The following is an 18646-nucleotide window of genomic DNA, read 5'->3' on the forward strand; positions in this document are numbered from 1 at the left end:
ATGAAATTATTAATGATCGAAGATAACACGAGTGTCGCCGAAATGATGGCGATGTTCTTTCAAAAAGAGAAATGGGAAGTCGTCAACGCCTATGATGGTGAAGAAGGTCTTGCTAAGTTTAAGGAAGCACCGGACAGCTTTGATATTATTACGCTTGACCTCAATCTGCCAAAAATGGACGGCATGCAGGTCGCAAAAGAAATTCGTAAAATCAGTCAAACTGTGCCGTTGATTATGCTCACAGCGCGCGATACTGAAAGTGATCAGGTGTTGGGACTGGAACTCGGTGCCGACGACTATGTTACCAAGCCATTTTCACCGATTACGTTGATTGCACGTATCAAGGCCCTACATCGTCGGGCTGAGGTAGGCGCCGAAGTGGGTGCTGAGCAGACAACAAGCGAGCCGCCTGACGGTTTTGATGTTGAAACTGATCACTTCAAGCTCAGTACCAAAACACGTGAAGCTTATTTGGATGGTAAGCAAATTGAAGGCTTAACACCAAAGGAATTTGATTTACTGCATACCTTGTCGAAAAGTCCGAAGCAGGTTTTCTCACGTGAACAATTATTGCAATTGGTTTGGGATTATGAGTATTACGGTGACGAACGAACTGTAGATGCCCATATTAAAAAACTACGCCAAAAAGTCGAAAAAGTCGGTCCGCAAATTATTCAAACTGTTTGGGGCGTCGGCTACAAGTTTGATGATTCGGGGCTTGATCGATGAAAATGCTCTACCAGCAGCTGATTGGCTTTTTCTCAGTCATTATGGTGACCTTAGTGATTGTCTCGATTCTGTTTATTCGGTCTACCACGAACACGGTTTGGGAAAATGGCTTTAAACAGTTAGAGCAATACACGGATGTTTTAAAAAATAATGCGGTTGATGAAAATACCTACGTCATCAATGCCAGATTTATTCAAAATGCTGAAGAGATTTTAAGCGATCAACACGTGCATTTTGTTATTTATGATGCCAATAACGTTGCTAAATATCCTGTGTCCCAAAAAGGTCAGATGCCGGCGATCAAGGCAAGCTATTGGAAAAAGCTAAAGCAAGGGGCGGCTGTTGCCGTCCCGGAGATGATGACGAATCCAATCAGCGGCCATGCACAAAGCATGACGATCTATTATCAACCGGTTTTTCTGAGTGAAAAATTACTCTTTGTGATTGCCGCCTTTGCGCCAGTTGAGCAAATTCAAAGTTCAATTAGCAAAACTGAGCATAATTTGCTTATCGCGTTCGTACTGTCAACGCTTGCGGCGTTCATCATCAGTTATTTCATTGCGTCCTATCAGGTGCGGCGGATTAATCAATTACGGCGCGCAACGCATCAAGTGGCAGAAGGCAATTATGATGTTGAAGTAAAAATTAAAAGCCGCAGTCATGATGAAGTTGCGGAACTGGCCGATGATTTTCGCGACATGGTGACCTCACTGAAAGCTAGTCAGCAAGAAATTCAACGGCAGGAAGATCGGCGCCGGCAATTTATGGCTGATGCGGCTCATGAAATGCGGACCCCGCTGACAACAATCAATGGCTTACTTGAAGGCTTGGCCTATGATGCCATCCCTGAAGAAAGTAAGGGAAAGAGTATCGAATTAATGCGGAACGAAACGAACCGCTTGATTCGGCTTGTCAACGAGAACCTTGATTATGAAAAAATTCGGACAAATCAAATTTTGCTCAGCAAACAGACGTTTAACGCGCGCACGGACCTTGATAACATCGCGGAACAGCTGGCGCAGAAATCCGAAGAGGCTGGTGATAAGATCACAATTGATGCCCCAGCAGATCTGCCGACATATGCAGATCATGATCGGTTCGTTCAGATTCTTTTCAACATTGTTCAAAATGCGGTCCAATTCACTAAAAATGGCCAAATCACCGTAAAAGCAAAAGTGGGGTATCACCAGACTGAATTTGCCATTAGCGATACTGGTATTGGTATGTCCAAGGATCAGATGAAGAATATTTGGGAGCGGTATTACAAGGCCGATCCATCACGTAAAAACACCAAATATGGTGAGTCCGGTTTGGGCATGGCGATTGTGCATCAGTTAATGGGACAACACGGTGGCACCATTCATGTTGATTCGACCCTAGGCAAAGGTACAACCTTTACGTTGACCTTCCCAGATGAAGCGACAGCGCCTAAGCAAAAGCAGCCAGGAGCCGATCAGCAGACCTCATCATGAAGAAGAGACAAGTTCAAGCAGCGTCAAGATACACCAAAAAAAGGCCATTAGGACCGTTCGAAATGATCATCACGCTCACGTGAATTGCCTGATTTTGTTAAGCAAAAGTTTTGCCGCATGTGATGGCTGGCAGGGCTTTTACAATGCAGTAGCTGCTTAGCCAAAATTATATAACAATTTTGGCTACTGGGTTGCGTCCAAATCCTCACAACGACGGCTTTGCATGGAAACGTGTATAATAGAATTAACAAACTAAAAGGAGACGCATATGACCATTCGACGAATACAACAAAATGATTTTGCTGATGTAGATGCCTTGTTACATGCAGCATTCAATGCCAGCAATCGCGGTTATAACGGTGAGGCAGAGCTAGTTGCCGGACTGCGGCGTGATCCTAATTATGATTCAGCCCTTGAAGTTGTGGCGATGATGGACGGTCATTTGGTCGGCTACGGGCTAATGACCGCGGCCAGCATTACGCCAGATGCCCATATGCAAGGGGTGGCGCTGGCACCGTTAGCAGTTGCCCCTGAATATCAAGGCGGTGGCATTGGGGTCGCGATTGTGACTGAACTCGACATGCGAGCAACTGATTTGCGGCGTGATTTTGTCAGTGTTGTCGGCGATCGACAATTCTTTGGCCGACTTGGCTTTCAAAAAGCAGCCAAGTACAAACTCGATCCGCCTTTCCCAGTCGTCACTGAAGACCATTTGATTAAGGAACTTGTGCCTGGTGTTTTGGCAAGTGTTCGCGGCAAGGTCAATTATCCAGCACCTTTTTTGACCCAGATAGCGAATTAATCATTGAGACCACCACATTAAAAAATGAGCCGCGTTGTTCAAAACGCGACTCATTTTTTAATTATTTTTGTTTTTCTTGATCCTTGTCGTGATGATGAGCCATGCGGATTGACCCAATACACAGACCGCCAGTGACTAAAGCACTTCCCATGAGTGTATTGTCGCTAACATGCGGCCAGCATTCAATGAAGACGACAAAGCCAATGATGACCGCGACTACCACAAAATGCCATGAGAAATGATGTGGATGATATGTATGCTGTACCTTCATGTGAAGGCCCCCTTATAAATGCGTTCGCAGGCGCAGAAACCTATCCATAAACATTTGAAACCCAACTGGTCAAAGACCCATTCATTTAAGCTTCAAGTCACGGATGTTCAGGTTTCTAAACGTGTCCGCGCACGCTTTGTATGAATTAACTAATACTCCCCGCAATGACAGTCTTAGCCTACCGCAAAAACGATCAAGATTAAAGGCACTTCACTTAAACGCTTTCAGGCTCATCAAAATGTCATCATCCATCTGGTCAAAAACGCTGCTATTTTTTTAAAAGACCGTAAAAACGGTCTTTTTGCTTGACTTTTTTTATTGCAAACCTTTTACAAGTTGACAGTGGGTTTGCAGAAATGACAATCACTGTTACAATATGAACATATCTGAACGAATGTCTATTATTCAAGGACATTTAGTTTTAGTCAATCGTTTTGGAGGTTTTAGCGTGAAGCAGTTTTATATTGTTGACAGTTCGATGCTTCCGGAAGTCGTCGGTAAAGTCATAGCGGCGCGCGCACTTCTCCAAAATGGCGAGGTTAAGCAGGTGAGCGAGGCCGTCAAACAGGTCGGCATTTCCCGTGGAACCTATTATAAGTACAAAGATTATGTTTTTTTACCCGACCCAGAAATGGCATCGCGTAAAGCGGTCATCTCGTTGATGTTGCATCACGATCGCGGCATTTTATCAGAAGTTCTGACAACCATGTCGCAAGCGCAAGCTAGTATCGTGACCATCAACCAAAATATTCCGATCCATAATTGGGCTAGTGTTGTGATGTCATTTGATATTTCGGCATTGCAGGGAACGTTAGATGATCTTGTAACCAAACTTGGCGACATTCGCGGTGTCAGTGATGTGCATCTGGTTTCTGTTGAATGAGCGCCATGATTATCTGGAGGCTGTATGAAAATAGCATTTAAACTATTACTCTGGGTCTTAGTGACCGGTGTGATTTTATTTCCCGCGCTACTGTTGATTTTGTTTGTCATTGGGTTGAGCGTGGTCGTTTCTGGTGCCATGGCAATTAGCGCTGTTGGGCTGGTACTCGGTATCATTTTTGTGGCCTTGGTGGGTCTCAGTATCATGATTCCATGCTTATTGCTGGTGATTCGCTTTATGACTTTCCGAACAGTGAATGTTCGTTTTCAACATCATGGTGAACGGGTGGTATTGCCGGTGACGGTCAAGTTGACGGGACGGACGATTTACCACGCGATTTATGAAAATTTCCGTGCGGGTCGACGGCGCGGGCGGCATCTTTTATCAGCCTGGGGGTTTGGGTTTGAGACTTACTTCCACGAAGACCTGCAGGCGTATCTTGCTGATCAGATTCTTGCTCAGCACGGCCCTGAAATGGCGGAGTCCTTTGTGGTTGATGAGAGGCATTCCTACTCAATTGCGTATTAACAAAATGAATTTAAAATACCATCCGCAAGAGTGCTGTGCCAGCGCTCTTTTTTCTTGGCTACTTTTTGAAATTGACGCGTTTATTCATCACGCCGCGGCCGCCATTGAATCACCCGATTTGATTCAGGCCAGCGCATCTCTTCAAAGCCGACATATTCAATCGTGAGTTGCGTGTGCTGACGAAGCAGGCCAATGAAGGTTTCTAAGTCTGCCAGGTCATAGTTGATCAGGCTGTGTAAGGGAATGGAACGTTGGCGCTGATCCTTAGGTTGAACGTTCATGAAAAAATTGTATGCCGGTGTATAGGTTTGATTGACCAGTGATAGCCAGTAACGTGTTTGACGGCGTCGTTTGAAAAGGGGGGTTAATCGCGCCATCATTAGCTTCAAATCTTTAGTCATAGCTATTGCCGCCATTATGTCCTCCTACTAGTGATGCCCGTTGAATCGCCGTTCCGCCATGCATCGCACTTTTAGCGTAGATCAAGCCCTTAAAGCCAAAACGATCGCGAATAGTATCTAGCGTGCGTTCTAAATTAGTTGCTTTAATTTGTTGATCAACCGGCTCAAAGAAATTGAGTTGTTCGCCGGTATCTGGGGCTAAGCGGCCGGTATAAACGGCAACGTTACGAATGACCTCACCATGCCAGTTTTGCCGAAAAATCAGTTGCAGTGTGGCAACAAGATCGCCGTCCCGATTCGTCGGTAAAATTCGCTTAGTTTGGTGAAACCCGCCGCGTCCGTCTTTTTCACTTTCAGCATAGGAAAAGCCGATACCTAGGGAAATTTCACCAGCTCGTTTGTGATGATGCCGCAACCGTGCGGCAACCTGTTCGCCGATTTCTTTAATAACGATTTCGATTTCAACTTGATTGCTATAATCGCGCGGCAGAACCTGTGAGTTGCCAATGCTTGGTTCGCGGGTGATGACGCGTTCGCTGATTTTTGTGCGGTCAATGCCCCATGCTAGCGCAAATAACTGCGTGCCAATGATGCCTAGTTCTTGCTTTAAGGCATACGGATTTGCGTGAGCAAGTTGTTTCATTGTCGTAATGCCCATACGTGCGAGATGCGCTGCTGTTCGTTGACCGATACTCCAAACGTCTGTCATATTGGTGATCTGCCAAATGGTATCTGGTACAGTTTGATAGGAGATTTGACCAATTAAATTAGGATCATGTTTTGCATAAACATCCAGCGCAATTTTGGCTTGAAGCGGATTGTCACCGATCCCGACTGTTGTGTAGAGACCAAGTCGATGCCGAATAGTATGTTGAATTAATTGCGCAACTGCACGTGGTGTTTTGCCAAAGAGTCGCCATGTGTGCGTTAAATCGAGAATGGATTCATCAATGGAATAAGGCCACAAGTCTTCATTGGCAACAAACTCACGAAAAATATCATTGATGGCTAGATTCTTTTTGATGTAAAGATTCATGCGTGGCGGTACCACGATCAGATGCTTATCCACAGGTAAGTCCCGTTGACGGCTAACGTTACTTTTAAGGCCATATATTTTTTTGGCCATTGGCGAAGTTGCCAAGATGAGGCCGCCATTTGTATTCTCTTGTTCGGACATGACCACGAGAAGGGTTCTTAAAGGGTTCAGCCCGCGTTCAATGCTTTCAACTGAAGCGTAAAAGGATTTATTGTCAATCAGGAAAACCGTTCGATGCGGTTCGTGGGAATAATCGTAGGCCATCAAAATCACCTCTGCAATTATTATACGAACATACGTTTGTATAAGCAAGCATAACGTGATTTCAGCCCAGAAAAAAACCGCTGCGTCAAAAAACGCAACGGTTTGATTGAATCGACGTTAAGCAATTGTTTCGGTTAGCGCATGCAACCGCCGATATGACTGCCCCATGAAGAGACGTTGGACATCATATTGCTGTGGAAGAAGCCCATTCCCATGCCACTGAAGGCCTCTAGGACAAAGAAGGCTGCAAAAATTGCCGCGATCACGATCAAGGTGACCATCAATGGCCGCCATTTTTCAGAATGTAACATAGCAACGACCCCCTAACAATTAAAAACACATGACAGCATGTAGTATAACACCATTAGATGACGGAATTGGGAGAAAATAAGGCGGCACGCACCAGTCTTATTTCTGAACAAAGGGGTGTTCACCTCAGTCAAGCATTAGTCTCGATCCCACTTAATCTTCAGATTAGTTTCAATCAAATCACCATCGTCCAATGCGAAAGGTTCGACGACACTGCTGCCATCATCTTTGGTGAACTTGATATTCAAGATGTTGCCATCGCGATAAACAACTTCCCACTTACCATTTGTTGGCGTGCCATTGCTGGTCGCCGTATAAGTACCGTCACTGTTGAAGTTGAAAGTGGCAGTGTCGCCTGATTCCCAGCGACCGACGACGCCATCCGTTGAATGATTATCATTGCGCTTTGAAGCATCAGAAGGATACTGGCGGTTCGTTTTGGTCACACCATTGTCATCATAATCATCATCGTCGTCATCATCATGAGATTCAGATGTTGAAGAACCGCTTGTGGCGTCATGCGTTGGTGTAACCGTCTTGGTAGCGGTTGCGGCATCCAATGTCAGTGCTTCCGGTTGCCCTTTAAGCGGGACGATGACTTCACGATTGAAGTCTTTCGTACTTCCTTCGTGCGTACCGCTCAGCTTGAGGGCGTACAGACCAGGTAATTGACTGGCAATGGTATAACTGCCAGAACGATTTTCAGGTTGAATTTGATTGCCATCCATGGTGAAAGCAGCGGCGTCAAGGTTGGTTTTGACTGTGACGTTCGCGGTACCAAGCTTAACCTTGTATTTCGGGAAAAGTAGCAGGTAACTGCCTTGTTTGACGACCTGAACCATGCCATTGGTTTGCTTGTCCATGATCATGGTTCGCAAGGTGCTGCGATAAAGCCGATTCTTAGTCAAACGGGCGAGAGGCTTAAGGTCACTTTCAGTCAATGGTGTGCCATCGTTTGCAATGGCAACTTCAGCCATGTCATCGGCATCTCCACTAGTCATTTCATCAGCCAACTCAGCGACTTGTCGATTTTGACCATAGTACATTGATCCGCCGAGATAGGCCGCACCTAAAAGAACGACAACCGCACCAACAACGATCCATGGCCAGCGCCGGCGTTTATGTACTTGTTGCTGCGCTGGCTGGGTTGAAGCAGCAACTGTCGCAGACTGAGTTGCTTTTGGTGCCTCGGCAGGGGACGTTGATGCTGGTTCTTGGGTTGATTGGGCTTCAAGTCGGGCTTTCCGCAAATCAAACCCGCAGTTAGGACAAAAGTCGTCAGTTGGTTTAATTGGTTGACCGCAGTTGGGACAAAATTTTAAAACATCATGCATAAGTTATTCCTCCAAAGTTTTCTTGAGCAAGGCAGCAATCTGATCATGACCGCGCTGGTTGGGGTGAAAAGTATCGCGCGGACCGTTACCAGCGAAGTCGGTGATGGCTGTACCGGCAGGGCCTGTGACGTCATCATGGTTTTGCCAGATGGTCGCCAGATCGGCAACTGGAACGTGATAAGTTTGACCGATTTGTTTGACCACAGCATCAAATTGCAAATCGGCGGCGGCATAAGGACCATGGTTTGGCGACCAGGTCGTCATAAGGATCAACTCAGCTGTTGTTTGCTTCTGCAAGGTTGCCACGATGGTTGTCAACGCCTGGCGGTAATCAGCCAGCGCCGTTGGTGTGGCGCCGCCAACCGCATCGTTCGTCCCAAACTCGATGGTAATCAAATCAGGATGCTGGGCAATCAACGCTGGCAGAGCAGGGACACCAAGATTAGTCGCGGTTTTTCCCACCTCTGCAATCCCTTCCTCTGTCACCGTCTTGTCAGTCAAACGGTGTAATTGGTCAGCAAAAAGGGTGGTAAACCGGCTTGTTTTACTATCCGCAAACAAACCAACAGAGAGGCTGTCGCCAAACGGTGCATACACGAGCGTCGTTTGTGATTTTGCCTTCAGCCGGGCGAGCATGCTTGTCTGCTTAATCGCAGCTGAGGATCGCGAACTAGGCGACTTGCGGCTGCGAAGCGAAGCCGCTGAACTGCTCGATTTAGCCACTTTATGTTGTACCCCGCAGCCAGCTGCTAAAATGAGCAATAAAAGACCAAAACCCAACCAAAACTTTTTCATAACATGCCTTCTCCAATGCAATCACGATGCGTCAGCTAACAAACCGCGTGTTCTTAGCTTTCCAGTCTTCTAATTTAATAAAAACCCAGAAGCCATAGATCCCCAACGTGATAATTGTCAGCAACAACCATTTAATCCAATTGCCGAACAAGCTCACGGCCGACCCAAAAAAGTGCATCCGATGACCCTCAATCACGGTATGATTGATTTTCCAACCATATAGCATGGTCAAAGCCCATGGATAACAAATGCCTAGTGTAAAAATCGTGATCAAAGTGCCAAGAATCGTCCAGCCGACGTAAGCCAACAAGCCACCATCAAAAAAAGAGTGCCGCCCATATTTCGTCTCCATAATCGTTGCTGCCTCCAACTTGTTTTCTCTAGTGTAGCAGAACTGGTAGGCAGGGTGGAGGAGGATGCTTGAATTGTAGCCTTTGATTTATTGCCTACAGCCACAACAGAGACCGGTGGCAATGCGTTTTACTGCCATTTGAATAGAAAGAGAGAGCTGGCGGAGCGGCGATGGGCTCAGTGGTGACATTGTTCTTAAACGGGTGGGCTTCCCGTTTTAGAACAAGGCCAGACTTTGAAACCGCGCACTTTGCGGGTTCAAAGCTGTGCCCACCACGTTCCAGCCCAATCGCCGCGGAGCCAGCTCGGACCACAGGTGAAGACTCACGTCAGATAGGACGAGAAACCTTGTACATCTGATTTTAAAGAGGTCATGATTGACCACTCGCTCACGCTCCCTCCCAAAATTTGGTACAATAGGTCAAGGAATTTTTCACTTGGTTTTTCTGAAAGGACGATTCGTTAAATGGTAATGGATGCCGCATTAAAGGGTATGAATGATAAGCAATCTGAGGCGGTGTTGGCGACTGAAGGGCCAGTGCTGATTATGGCTGGTGCCGGTTCAGGCAAGACACGGGTATTGACTCATCGGATTGCTTATTTAGTTGAAGAAAAGCACGTCAATCCATGGAACATCCTTGCCATCACGTTTACAAATAAGGCCGCCCGTGAGATGCGCGAGCGGGTCGGCAAGTTGGTTGATGCTGAGATTGCGCGCGATATTTGGGTCTCAACGTTCCATGCGCTCTGTGTCCGAATTTTACGACGCGACATTGACAAACTGGGCTATAACCGTGCCTTTACGATTGCTGATCCTGCTGAGCAACTGACGCTAGTGAAGCATATTTTGGCTGATTTCAATCTTGATCCAAAGCGCTACGATCCTAAATCCATTTTAGGTGCTATTTCGAGCGCTAAAAATGAACTCGTGGAGCCACAAACTTATGCCAATGAACAGGCTAACAGTCCTTTCACCAAAGTTGTGGCGCAGGTTTATGCGGAATATCAAAAGCGTCTGCGCAGTGATCAGGCATTGGACTTTGATGATCTCATCATGCAGACCATCGTGCTTTTTGAAAAAGACAAAGAAACACTGGCATTCTACCAGCGTAAGTTCCGCTACATTCATGTTGACGAATATCAGGACACTAACGAAGCGCAATACCAGCTCGTGCATATGTTGGCAGAAGGCTACCATAATTTATGTGTGGTTGGTGATGCCGACCAGAGCATTTATGGCTGGCGTGGTGCCAATATGCAGAATATTTTGGATTTCAAAAAAGACTATCCAAAGGCGCAAGTCATTTTGCTTGAGCAGAATTATCGGTCAACTAAAACTATTTTGAGTGCGGCCAATGATGTGATTCAGAATAATCAGAATCGCCAAGCCAAAACGTTATGGACGGAAAATCGCGAAGGCGACAAGATTACCTATTACCGCGCTCAAAGCGAAACTGATGAAGCTATTTTTGTCATTCGCCGAATTGAAGCAGAGATCGCTGATAATCATCGCAAATATGGTGATTTTGCGATTCTGTACCGAACCAATGCGCAGTCGCGGGCGATTGAAGAAGCGTTTGTGAAGTCCAACATTCCATATAAAATGGTTGGCGGGCATAAGTTCTATGATCGCAAGGAAATTCGCGATGCGCTAGCGTATTTCCGGTTAGTGGTCAATCCGGAAGACGATATGAGTTTTAATCGAATTGTCAATGAACCAAAACGCGGTATTGGCAACACAAGCGTTGAGAAGTTAGAGGCCTTTGCCAATGAGCATGACTGGTCCTTGCTGGAAGCAGCGGCGAATGCTGAACTCAGTCCGATTGCTGGTAAAGCTCGCGGACAGTTAGCTAAGTTCGGTAAAATGATCCAGGAGCTGGGTACACGGCGAAAAGATCTAAACGTGACCGAGATGATGCAGGCAATTCTTGAGGATAGTGGCTATTTATCAACACTGCGAGCGGCCCACAATCTGGAAGCCGATACCCGCATCGAAAACTTAGAAGAATTGCTTTCGGTGACCCAAGGATTCGATTCCCGGTATCAGCCGGAAAATGAAGACAGCGACATTTTCGTTGATTTTCTGGCTGAATTGGCGCTGTTATCGGATCAGGATGACGTTGAAGAAGATGCACAAGAAGTTACCTTGATGACCTTGCACGCTGCTAAAGGACTGGAATTTCCGGTTGTCTTTTTAGTGGGGATGGAAGAAGGACTCTTTCCATTGAGTCGGGCTTCCATGGATGAAAGCGAGCTCGAAGAGGAACGGCGCTTAGCTTATGTCGGCATTACCCGCGCCAAACAGAAGCTGTATCTGTCCAATGCCTATGGCCGGATGCTGTATGGTCAACGGCAAAACAATCCTGCTAGCCGTTTCATTGAAGAAATTAATCCTGACTTGTTGGAAGTCATTGGCACTACCCAGCCAAAAAGTGACATTCCATTTATTAATCGTACTGACCGCGCATTCAGCTCGCCGTATAGCCGGCACGCTGCTCAAAAAACAGCAACACCCGTTACTGTGCAAGCCGCGCCAACAACAGGTGCAGGCAAAACCAGTTGGGAAGCTGGCGACAAGGTGAAGCATCGCAAGTGGGGGACTGGTACCGTGGTGAAAGTCACGGGTACCGGCGATGATCAAGAACTCGATATTGCTTTTAAAGACAACGGCATCAAACGACTGCTAGCTGCCTTTGCTCCGATTGTCAAAGTGGCATCATAAGCGTTCGCAGTTTGACTCAGAAATGTCGGGATGCATATTTTTAGAGGAGGCTCGCTGTGTTAGCAAAACCAGCTGCACAATTCACACTTGAAGAAGCTCAGGCGGAAGTCGAAAAGCTTCGGAAGCAACTGAATCAATGGCGTCTTGAGTATTACACCAAGGATGCGCCAACTGTGACCGATAACGTCTATGACGATCATTATCGCGATTTACAGGCACTCGAGGAGGCTTATCCCAAGCTAGTCACGCCTGATTCGCCAACTCAAGAAGTCGGCGATGTCATTAATTCGGACTTTGCCAAGGTGCAACACCCAATTCCGATGTTGTCGATGGGCGATGTTTTTTCGTTCGAAGAGCTGAGTGAATGGGATGCTCGCATGCAAAGCAATGTCGGCCATCCGGTGGATTACAATGTTGAGTTGAAAATCGACGGGTTGGCTTTATCTCTGATTTATGAAAACGGCAAACTCGTTCAAGGCTCAACACGTGGTGATGGTAATGTCGGTGAAGATGTGACCAGAAATGTGTTGACCATTGCGTCAGTTCCCAAGCAGTTAAAGCAGCCACTTTCACTCGAGGTACGGGGTGAATGTTATATGCCTAAGGCGGCGTTTGCCAAGCTGAATGCGCGGCAGGAAACTGAGGGCGGCACGCCTTTTGCCAATCCACGTAACGCGGCAGCTGGATCACTCCGACAGTTAGACGCCAAAGTCACCGCTGCTCGAGAGCTGGATACCTTCATTTATACGTTAATTGAACCAGAGCAGTTTAACGTGACCACGCAGCATGAGGCGATTGCGTTTATGCAGGCACTTGGATTTACAACAAATCCAAGTTCAGAAGTGGCTGGTGACATGCAGGCGATTGACACCTATATTAAGAAGTACACCACCGACCGTGATGAGTTGCCTTACGGAATTGATGGGATCGTTTTGAAAGTGAACGATTTGGCGCTGCAAGCGCAACTAGGCAACACCGTTAAAGTGCCACGCTGGGAAATTGCCTACAAATTCCCACCTGAAGAAGCAGAGACCGTCATTCATGACATTGTCTGGACAGTTGGTCGAACCGGTGTGGTCACGCCGACTGCCGTGATGGACCCCGTTCAGCTTGCTGGAACCACAGTGGCACGGGCCACGTTGCACAACGCGGATATGATTCGTGATAAAGATATTCGCATCGGCGACACCGTCATGTTGCACAAAGCAGGCGACATTATTCCTGAAGTTTCGCGGGTACTGGTTGCTAAACGTCCAGTGGATACGCCACCGGCGCCGATTCCAGAGGTCTGCCCGTCATGTGGCCAAAAACTGGTCCATCTCGACGATGAAGTAGCTTTGCGTTGCATCAACCCGATGTGTCCGGCACAGGTCCAAGAGCAGCTCACCCATTTTGCGTCTCGCAACGCGATGAATATCGATGGCTTAGGCCCGAAGATTGTGGCACAGTTGCAGGCCAAGCATCTGGTAAAAGATGTCGCTGATTTGTATCACCTCACAGCTGCGGATCTGGCGAAATTAGATAAGTTTAAAGAAAAATCAATTAATAATTTGTTAAGTGCGATCAACAACAGTCGGCAAAACTCGGTAGAACGCCTAATCTTTGGGTTGGGCATTCGGCACGTTGGCGGTAAAGCCGCCCGAATTCTGGCCGAGCATTTCGGCGATTTGGATCATCTGATGACCGCCAGTCAAGAGGCGATCGCAGATGTGCCAAACATCGGGCCGACCATTGCGGAAGCGATCGTGACGTATTTTAAAGCCGCAACGGTTCAAAAGTTGATCACTCAGTTGCGCGAAGCTGATGTTAACCTGCGTTACACCGGACCGACCAAACCAGTGGTCAAAGATAATTTTGTTGCAGGTAAAACCGTTGTGATTACCGGTAAGTTTGCCGAGTTTTCGCGGCCAGCACTCACGAAGCAGCTAGAAGGATTAGGAGCCAAGGTCACAGGTTCAGTTTCAAAGAAAACGGACCTCCTGATCGCTGGCGACGCGGCTGGCAGTAAGTTGGCAAAGGCACAAAGCTTGAATGTCCCAATCATGAATGAGACGGAATTGCTGGCGAATTTGAAGGATTGAGGAACATCAATGAAGAAATTTTTAACGTTAACTTTGCTGGCTGGGGCTGCGGTGTTGTTAGCAGCCTGTGGCAAGTTGAATTTTGACAGTGGCAGCAGCAGTACTAGTGGCACAAAAACCGGTAGTTACCAAACCACCGGCACGGTTGATAATAGTATGTATCAAGGTGTTATCAAAAACGGACGTTATCAGACGAGCAGCGCCCGTGGTTTGACGCTGCAGCAGAATGATCAAGGCGAGAACAACTTCAATATTAAAAGTATGGAAAGTGGTCTCGAAAACCTAGCCAAAGCACAGTTTCCAACTGACAAATATAGTTTTGAAGAAGGTCAGTTGTTAAGTACGGCAACCGCTAAAAGTTGGCTGAAACGTGAAGCCAAGGACAACAAAGACGGCCTTAATCCGGTTGATAATGGCAAAACTGATCCTGATACTCGCAATCCGATTTATTTGCAGCAGATTTTAGAGCAGGATTTCATGGTGCAAGACGGTAACAGTATGAAGCTGGGCGGAATCGCAATTGCGCTTGGGATGAATAAGGTTGATTACTATACAAAGACGGAATACGGTGCCCAGTATCAAACCGAAATTTCCGATGAGGCGATCAAGAAACAAGGTGAAGCAATCGCTGCCAAGGTCGTCGCTCGTTTACGCGCCATGAGTAAAGTGCCGAATAATATTCCGATCATTGTCGGTATCTACAAGAATGCTGAACAAGATAGTCTCGTTGGCGGTGTTTATACCGAGCAGACAACCAGTAAAACCGGCACCAATTTAGGCGATTGGAAGAAGCTTGACCAACAGAATGAAGTGTTGCCAGTGGTGAGCGATCATAAGGCGATTAACAGTACCGTGGCCAATGACTTTTCGAATTTTACGAACCAAGTGAAGGGCTTCTTCCCGACTTTAGCTGGGATTACGGCACAGGCGCATTATGAAGGTGGTAATCTAGCCGGCATGAACATTACGGTTAACACACAGTTTTATGGGTTGACCGAGATTCAGAGCTTTACGCAATATATTTCAACGGCCGCAAGCAAGTATTTACCTTCTGGCGTGCCGATTGAGATCACGATTCAGAGCACGCAAGGCATGCAGGCCTTTGTATCGCGAAGTTCTGGCGACAAAGGCTTTTATACCCATGTATTCGGGAGTTATTAGCCGAATCTATGGTAAACTACGAATGATAATGAAACTGAAAGCGGGGATAGCATGATTTCTAAAGACAGTGTTGCGCATGTGGCAGGATTGGCCAAGTTGCAATTTTCTGAAACGGAACTGGAGAAATACACCAGCCAGCTCTCCGAGATTCTCGATATGGTTGAACAACTAGAAAGTGTTCCGACGCAAGATGTGCCGGTAACTACCCAGAGTATTCATCTGGAAAATGTGATGCGAGCGGATGTCGCTAAGCCAGGCGAGCCGGTAGCGGACTTGTTGAAAAATGTGCCGACCAAGAAGGGCACGTTGATCCAAGTTCCAGCGATCATCGATAAAGAGGAGGACTAGCGCGTGGATTACTTTAAAACCAGTATCGATCAATTGCATGAGCAGTTGCGCTCCGGCAAGGTGACCAGCAGTCAATTGGTTGACGAGACATTGGCCGGCATCAACCAGTTGGATGCTGAAGTAGATGCCTTCTTAGCACTGAATGCTGATGGCGCCAAGGAAAAGGCTGCTGCAGTCGATGCAGCCGGTATTGCTGACGATCAACCACTAGCCGGTGTGCCAATTGCTATCAAAGACAACATTGTCACCAAAGGCGTTGTCACGACGGCAGCGTCCAAGATGCTTGCCAACTTCAATCCGATTTATGATGCGACCGTTATGCAAAAGCTTGATGCAGCCGGTGCGATCAATGTTGGTAAAACCAACATGGACGAATTCGCGATGGGCTCGTCAACAGAAAACTCCGCTTTTAAAACGACTAAAAACGCTTGGGATCACACGCGCGTTCCCGGTGGGTCGTCAGGCGGCTCCGCGGCAGCTGTCGCAGCTGGTGAAGTGATTGCCGCACTGGGCAGTGATACAGGCGGTTCCATTCGTCAGCCTGCTGCTTTTAACGGCATCGTCGGGGTCAAACCGACATACGGCCGCGTTTCTCGCTGGGGTTTGATTGCCTTTAGTTCCAGCCTTGATCAGATCGGAACGCTGACTCGACATGTTAAAGACGCTGCGCAGTTGCTGAATGTGATTGCTGGTCATGACGAACGTGATAGCACCACAGCGGACACACCCGTACCGGACTTTACCGCCAAAATCGGTCAGGATATCAAGGGAATGAAGATCGCTTTGCCAAAGGAATACTTAGGCAAAGGGGTTGACCCAGCGATTGCGGATAAGATTAAAGCAGCTGCCAAGCAGTTCGAAGACATGGGCGCGACGGTGACAGAAGTGTCACTGCCACATACCCAATATGCGGTGCCATCTTACTACATCATCGCCAGCTCCGAAGCCAGCTCCAATCTGCAGCGCTTTGATGGCATTCGTTATGGTTTCCGCGCCAAGGATGTCAAAAATATTGAGGATGTTTATGTTCGTTCTCGATCCGAAGGTTTTGGCCCAGAAGTCAAGCGACGTATCATGCTGGGCACCTTCAGTTTGTCAGCCGGCTTTTATGATGCATACTTCAAAAAGGCAGGGCAGGTTCGAACTTTGATTACCCGTGACTTTGAAGATGTCTTCAAAGATTATGATCTGATTATTGGACCGACAACCCCAACCGTTGCGTTCAAAATTGGCGAAAAAGTCACCGATCCAGTTACCATGTACATGAACGACATTTTGACAATTCCGGTCAATCTTGCCGGCTTACCGGCGGCATCCGTGCCAGCTGGTTTCGTTGATGGCATGCCAGTCGGCTTACAGCTGATCGGCAAACATTTTGACGAAAGCACGATCTTCCAAGTTGCTGCGGCTTTTGAAGCACAAAACGACTACTTAGCACAGATCCCGGGGGGCAAGTAAGATGAACTTTGAAACAACAATCGGGCTTGAAGTCCACGTTGAGTTGAAAACCAAATCGAAAATGTTCTCACCATCACCTGTCACTTATGGTCAGGAACCCAACACCCAGACAAACGTGATTGACTGGGGATTCCCAGGCGTTTTGCCGAGCATCAATCGCGGGGCCTATCAACTTGGCATCATGGTGGGGCTGGCATTGCATGCTGACATCACGCGTTTGACTCATTTTGATCGGAAAAACTATTTCTATCCTGACAATCCTAAGGCTTATCAAATCACTCAAAGTGAGAAGCCTTTGGGCACCAATGGCTGGGTGGAAATTGAAGTTGACGGTAAGAAGAAAAAGATTGGTATCGCAGAACTGCACGTTGAAGAAGATGCCGGGAAGAACCAGCACGAAGACGATGGTTATTCCTATGTTGATTTGAACCGTCAAGGCACACCGCTGGTCGAAATTGTTTCCAAACCGGATATCACCAGTCCAGAAGAAGCTTATGCTTATCTGGAAACCTTGCGCCAAATCGTTCAGTTCACAGGGGCTTCGGACGTTAAGATGGAAGAAGGCTCTATGCGGGTTGATACCAATTTGTCAGTGCGGCCAATTGGACAGGAACATTTTGGTACCAAGACCGAAATCAAGAACCTGAACTCCTTCGTGCATGTTCGCGATGGCCTCGCATTTGAAGAAAAACGGCAGCAGGCTGTGCTTTTGAGCGGCGGTGAAGTGCGTCAGGAAACCCGGCGCTGGGATCCAGATGCTAAAGAAACGCTTCTGATGCGGGTTAAGGAAGGCGCCGATGATTATCGTTACTTCCCTGAACCAGACCTGCCACCAGTGGCTGTTTCCCAGAAATGGATTGACGACATTCAGGCCTCGTTACCGCAACCGCCAGCAGAGCGCCGGCAGCGTTACATCGAAGACTGGGGAATCCCAGCTTATGATGCCGGTGTCTTGACGCAGACGAAGGAAATGTCAGATTTCTTCGAAGCAACTGTGGCGCAAGGCGCCGATGCCAAGCAAGCGTCTAACTGGCTGATGGGTGAGGTTTCCGGTTTCTTGAATGCCCAACACGTTGAACTGGGGCAAGTTGCCTTGACGCCAGCGCATTTGGCAGGCATGATCAAGCTTATTGGTGATGGCACGATTTCCAGTAAAATGGCCAAAAAGGTCTTTAAGGAAATCATTCAACATGATACTGATCCGGATAAGTGGGTCCATGAAAAAGGTCTGATCCAACTTTCCGATCCGGCTAAATTGACCCCGATTATTGACGAAATTCTCGATAATAACCAGCAAAGTATCGATGACTTCAAAGCTGGTAAGGACCGGGCAATTGGCTTCCTAGTTGGTCAGATCATGAAACAAACACATGGTCAGGCAAACCCTAAAGTGGTCAACCAGATTTTGATGGCTGAGATTAAGCAACGATAAGAGATACTGACTATCTAGCAATTCAGTTCGGATAATAGCCTCGACATGTAGACAATGTTCTTTGTTGTTTACATGCCGAGGTTATTGCGCAAATTGCTAGTCTTGCTATTGTGGCAGCAGATGGGAAGTACCAAGAAAAATAGGCTCAAAAGTTGCTCATGATTGAAGCTTTTGAGCAAGACATTGACGATTCACGATTATGACAAAGACTGTTTCCGCCAGCAACGGGCCAGCAGTCCAGTATTGTTAAAACGTTTAAGGAGCATTGA

Annotated in this window: 18 protein-coding genes; 11 read left to right on the plus strand and 7 right to left on the minus strand. The window is 47.2% G+C overall.

Translation table 11 applies throughout. From position 1 onward, the window contains the following. From AC07KQ_RS05280 to AC07KQ_RS05290, 3 genes are all read left to right on the plus strand, one after another. Positions 1-729, plus strand: coding sequence for a response regulator transcription factor (locus tag AC07KQ_RS05280; RefSeq protein ID WP_003564436.1), 729 nt, complete (start codon positions 1-3; stop codon positions 727-729). Then, entirely contained in the window at positions 726-2201 is a 1476-nt protein-coding gene (locus tag AC07KQ_RS05285; RefSeq protein ID WP_013245618.1) for a sensor histidine kinase, read from the plus strand. Before AC07KQ_RS05280 ends, AC07KQ_RS05285 begins: the two co-directional genes overlap by 4 nt. A 268-nt stretch (positions 2202-2469) precedes the next feature. Next, positions 2470-3003 carry a GNAT family N-acetyltransferase gene (locus AC07KQ_RS05290; protein WP_003564441.1) on the plus strand — a complete coding sequence of 178 codons (534 nt, stop codon included), beginning with the start codon at positions 2470-2472 and terminating at the stop codon, positions 3001-3003. A gap of 61 nt (positions 3004-3064) precedes the next feature. Here the strand turns inward: AC07KQ_RS05290 and AC07KQ_RS05295 are convergent, their stop codons facing one another. Further along, positions 3065-3274, minus strand: coding sequence for a hypothetical protein (locus AC07KQ_RS05295; RefSeq protein WP_003564443.1), 210 nt, complete (start codon positions 3272-3274; stop codon positions 3065-3067). Positions 3275-3722: 448 nt separating this feature from the next. Here AC07KQ_RS05295 and AC07KQ_RS05300 point away from each other — a divergent pair, with 448 nt between their 5' ends. Both AC07KQ_RS05300 and AC07KQ_RS05305 read left to right on the plus strand, forming a co-directional pair. Then, positions 3723-4157 (plus strand): ACT domain-containing protein, encoded by a 435-nt coding sequence (locus tag AC07KQ_RS05300; protein WP_003564445.1) that lies wholly within the window; start codon positions 3723-3725, stop codon positions 4155-4157. Between the two features lie 24 nt (positions 4158-4181). Next, positions 4182-4685, plus strand: coding sequence for a hypothetical protein (locus AC07KQ_RS05305; RefSeq protein ID WP_003564448.1), 504 nt, complete (start codon positions 4182-4184; stop codon positions 4683-4685). 80 nt (positions 4686-4765) lie between these two features. On the opposite strand, the gene AC07KQ_RS05310 is transcribed toward AC07KQ_RS05305, so the two are convergent. From AC07KQ_RS05310 to AC07KQ_RS05335, 6 genes are all read right to left on the minus strand, one after another. After that, the gene (locus tag AC07KQ_RS05310) at positions 4766-5086 is read right to left on the minus strand and encodes a hypothetical protein (protein WP_003574405.1); all 321 of its coding nucleotides are present in this window, start codon (positions 5084-5086) and stop codon (positions 4766-4768) included. Next, positions 5079-6386, minus strand: coding sequence for a Y-family DNA polymerase (locus AC07KQ_RS05315; protein WP_003564452.1), 1308 nt, complete (start codon positions 6384-6386; stop codon positions 5079-5081). Before AC07KQ_RS05315 ends, AC07KQ_RS05310 begins: the two co-directional genes overlap by 8 nt. 134 nt (positions 6387-6520) lie before the next feature. Then, entirely contained in the window at positions 6521-6697 is a 177-nt protein-coding gene (locus tag AC07KQ_RS05320) for a hypothetical protein (protein WP_003564455.1), read from the minus strand. 135 nt (positions 6698-6832) lie between these two features. After that, positions 6833-8029: a zinc-ribbon domain-containing protein gene (locus tag AC07KQ_RS05325; RefSeq protein ID WP_013245619.1), complete on the minus strand. Its 1197-nt coding sequence runs from the start codon at positions 8027-8029 to the stop codon at positions 6833-6835. Positions 8030-8032: 3 nt separating this feature from the next. Beyond that, on the minus strand, positions 8033-8824 hold the full coding sequence (locus AC07KQ_RS05330) for an SGNH/GDSL hydrolase family protein (RefSeq protein WP_003594062.1): 792 nt from the start codon (positions 8822-8824) through the stop codon (positions 8033-8035). Between the two features lie 31 nt (positions 8825-8855). Further along, positions 8856-9176, minus strand: coding sequence for a DUF898 family protein (locus AC07KQ_RS05335; protein ID WP_003564461.1), 321 nt, complete (start codon positions 9174-9176; stop codon positions 8856-8858). Positions 9177-9641: 465 nt separating this feature from the next. Here AC07KQ_RS05335 and pcrA point away from each other — a divergent pair, with 465 nt between their 5' ends. From pcrA to gatB, 6 genes are read left to right on the plus strand one after another with little or no spacing between them, the layout of a single operon-like run. Continuing rightward, complete coding sequence (gene pcrA, locus AC07KQ_RS05340) at positions 9642-11897, plus strand: DNA helicase PcrA (protein WP_013245620.1); 2256 nt, start codon at positions 9642-9644, stop codon at positions 11895-11897. A 56-nt stretch (positions 11898-11953) separates the two neighbouring features. Further along, the gene (gene ligA / locus AC07KQ_RS05345) at positions 11954-13978 is read left to right on the plus strand and encodes an NAD-dependent DNA ligase LigA (RefSeq protein WP_480156623.1); all 2025 of its coding nucleotides are present in this window, start codon (positions 11954-11956) and stop codon (positions 13976-13978) included. Between the two features lie 9 nt (positions 13979-13987). Then, positions 13988-15139, plus strand: a complete 1152-nt coding sequence (locus AC07KQ_RS05350) for a CamS family sex pheromone protein (protein WP_003569748.1) — start codon at positions 13988-13990, stop codon at positions 15137-15139. A gap of 51 nt (positions 15140-15190) precedes the next feature. Further along, positions 15191-15487 carry an Asp-tRNA(Asn)/Glu-tRNA(Gln) amidotransferase subunit GatC gene (gene gatC, locus AC07KQ_RS05355; protein WP_003564470.1) on the plus strand — a complete coding sequence of 99 codons (297 nt, stop codon included), beginning with the start codon at positions 15191-15193 and terminating at the stop codon, positions 15485-15487. Between the two features lie 3 nt (positions 15488-15490). Continuing rightward, a complete protein-coding gene (gatA, locus tag AC07KQ_RS05360; RefSeq protein ID WP_013245622.1) occupies positions 15491-16945 on the plus strand; it encodes an Asp-tRNA(Asn)/Glu-tRNA(Gln) amidotransferase subunit GatA in 1455 nt (484 codons plus the stop codon). Position 16946: 1 nt separating this feature from the next. Next, positions 16947-18377: an Asp-tRNA(Asn)/Glu-tRNA(Gln) amidotransferase subunit GatB gene (gene gatB / locus AC07KQ_RS05365; protein WP_003578560.1), complete on the plus strand. Its 1431-nt coding sequence runs from the start codon at positions 16947-16949 to the stop codon at positions 18375-18377. Positions 18378-18646 lie beyond the last annotated feature (269 nt).

This window comes from Lacticaseibacillus sp. YLM2-1 (assembly GCF_056583465.1).

Bases quoted from the DNA above. Each gene is read 5' to 3' on its own strand.
- AC07KQ_RS05280 (WP_003564436.1), top strand. From the start codon at position 1: ATGAAATTATTAATGATCGAAGATAACACGAGTGTCGCCGAAATGATG.
- AC07KQ_RS05285 (WP_013245618.1), top strand. From the start codon at position 726: ATGAAAATGCTCTACCAGCAGCTGATTGGCTTTTTCTCAGTCATTATG.
- AC07KQ_RS05290 (WP_003564441.1), top strand. From the start codon at position 2,470: ATGACCATTCGACGAATACAACAAAATGATTTTGCTGATGTAGATGCC.
- AC07KQ_RS05295 (WP_003564443.1), bottom strand. From the start codon at position 3,274: ATGAAGGTACAGCATACATATCATCCACATCATTTCTCATGGCATTTT.
- AC07KQ_RS05305 (WP_003564448.1), top strand. From the start codon at position 4,182: ATGAAAATAGCATTTAAACTATTACTCTGGGTCTTAGTGACCGGTGTG.
- AC07KQ_RS05310 (WP_003574405.1), bottom strand. From the start codon at position 5,086: ATGACTAAAGATTTGAAGCTAATGATGGCGCGATTAACCCCCCTTTTC.
- AC07KQ_RS05315 (WP_003564452.1), bottom strand. From the start codon at position 6,386: ATGGCCTACGATTATTCCCACGAACCGCATCGAACGGTTTTCCTGATT.
- AC07KQ_RS05320 (WP_003564455.1), bottom strand. From the start codon at position 6,697: ATGTTACATTCTGAAAAATGGCGGCCATTGATGGTCACCTTGATCGTG.
- AC07KQ_RS05325 (WP_013245619.1), bottom strand. From the start codon at position 8,029: ATGCATGATGTTTTAAAATTTTGTCCCAACTGCGGTCAACCAATTAAA.
- AC07KQ_RS05330 (WP_003594062.1), bottom strand. From the start codon at position 8,824: ATGAAAAAGTTTTGGTTGGGTTTTGGTCTTTTATTGCTCATTTTAGCA.
- AC07KQ_RS05335 (WP_003564461.1), bottom strand. From the start codon at position 9,176: ATGGAGACGAAATATGGGCGGCACTCTTTTTTTGATGGTGGCTTGTTG.
- pcrA (WP_013245620.1), top strand. From the start codon at position 9,642: ATGGTAATGGATGCCGCATTAAAGGGTATGAATGATAAGCAATCTGAG.
- AC07KQ_RS05350 (WP_003569748.1), top strand. From the start codon at position 13,988: ATGAAGAAATTTTTAACGTTAACTTTGCTGGCTGGGGCTGCGGTGTTG.
- gatC (WP_003564470.1), top strand. From the start codon at position 15,191: ATGATTTCTAAAGACAGTGTTGCGCATGTGGCAGGATTGGCCAAGTTG.
- gatB (WP_003578560.1), top strand. From the start codon at position 16,947: ATGAACTTTGAAACAACAATCGGGCTTGAAGTCCACGTTGAGTTGAAA.